The sequence below is a fragment of the Blautia wexlerae genome, from assembly GCF_013300825.1.
GTDB lineage: Bacteria > Bacillota > Clostridia > Lachnospirales > Lachnospiraceae > Blautia_A > Blautia_A wexlerae_B.
The window spans coordinates 1-1,402 of sequence record NZ_JAAIMY010000075.1; the positions used below are offsets into that span (position 1 = coordinate 1).

At 47.8% G+C, this 1,402-nt stretch carries 2 protein-coding genes; both read left to right on the forward strand.

The features are described 5' to 3' along the window. The first annotated feature begins 157 nt into the window (after window positions 1–157). Window positions 158–379 carry a DUF4318 domain-containing protein gene (locus G4417_RS16430; protein ID WP_002596507.1) on the forward strand — a complete coding sequence of 74 codons (222 nt, stop codon included), beginning with the start codon at window positions 158–160 and terminating at the stop codon, window positions 377–379. A 184-nt stretch (window positions 380–563) separates the two neighbouring features. After that, window positions 564–1,402, forward strand: an 839-nt coding sequence (gene mobQ, locus G4417_RS16435; RefSeq protein ID WP_173684230.1) for a MobQ family relaxase, incomplete at its 3' end; no start/stop codon positions are given.

Below are 1,402 nucleotides of genomic sequence, written 5' to 3' on the forward strand. Positions count from 1 at the left end.
GTGGACTTGCCATCTGGGGACACCTTGCGTTGCAAGCTGTTCCCAGCCGACAAGTTTGAAGTTATAAGTGGATTTTTGCGAAGCTGTATGATACTATTATTTTATAACGCTTTGAAAATTCGTGGATTACTTAACAAATTAGAAGGAGGTATTTTATATGTTTAAAAAAGCTTTTTGGGTTCCTTATGAGGATAGTGCCAATTACCCAACTCTTGCAAAAACTATGGAAGCAATTTCAAAGTATTGTGAAGAAAATGGTAAGTCTTATACATTTATTAACGATGACGAAGTGGAGATAAATGGAAAAAGATATGAAATATATAGGGGCTACGAAAATGGTAGTAGGGGAAATTACGGCATAAAATGTAAAGAAAAATAAATCCAGTTTGTTATTCTACACACATCGGGTCAACTTGTCCCGAACTTTCACAACTAAATACCCGCCGCTTACACAGCGGCACACCGAGCAGGAAATCTGAAAAAGGTCTCCTGCTTTTTTTCTGCCCAAAATGAGGTGGTAAAACGCCACCCCATCCACCAAGCATAGAAAGGAGGGATACGAAATGCCCTGTCCACACAACGAAATCTCGATTGTTCAGCGTAGCCAACAGCAGTCTGCGGTTGCCGCCGCTGCCTACCAGAGCGGCGAAAAGCTGTTCTGTGAATACGACCAAGAAGTGAAGCACTACCCAGAAAAGCGAGGTATCGTCCACAATGAAATCCTGCTCCCGGCAAATGCCACGCCGGAGTATGCAGACCGCAATACCCTATGGAACGCCACCGAAGCGGTGGAGAAGCAATGGAACTCCCAGCTTGCAAGGCGGTGGGTGCTTACCATTCCCAGAGAGATACCGCCCGACCAATATGCTGTCCTTGTCCGGGAGTTTTGCCAGCAGCAGTTTGTTTCAAAAGGCATGATTGCTGATTTTGCCATCCATGACCCCCATCCGCCGGGACACAATCCCCACGCCCATGTCCTGCTGACGATGCGGGCAATGGACGAACATGGAAAATGGCTTCCCAAGAGCCGCAAGGTTTATGACCTTGATGAGAACGGGGAACGGATAAAGCTACTATCTGGCAGGTGGAAAAGCCACAAGGAGGATACGGTTGACTGGAACGACCAGAAGTATTGTGAAATCTGGCGGCATGAATGGGAGGTCATCCAGAACCGCTATCTGGAAGCCAATGATCGCCCGGAGCGTGTGGACTTGCGTTCCTATGCCAGACAGGGGCTTGATATTATCCCTACTGTCCATGAGGGTGCTGCTGTCCGGCAGATGGAAAAGCGAGGTATCCAGACGAATATCGGCAACCTGAACCGGGAAATCAGAGCCGCCAACCGCCTGATGAAGTCCATCCGGCAGCTTATCCAAAACCTCAAAGGCTGGATTACCGAGCT

Coding starts and splice junctions, on each gene's coding strand:
- G4417_RS16430 (WP_002596507.1), top strand. CDS start 158: ATGTTTAAAAAAGCTTTTTGGGTTCCTTATGAGGATAGTGCCAATTAC.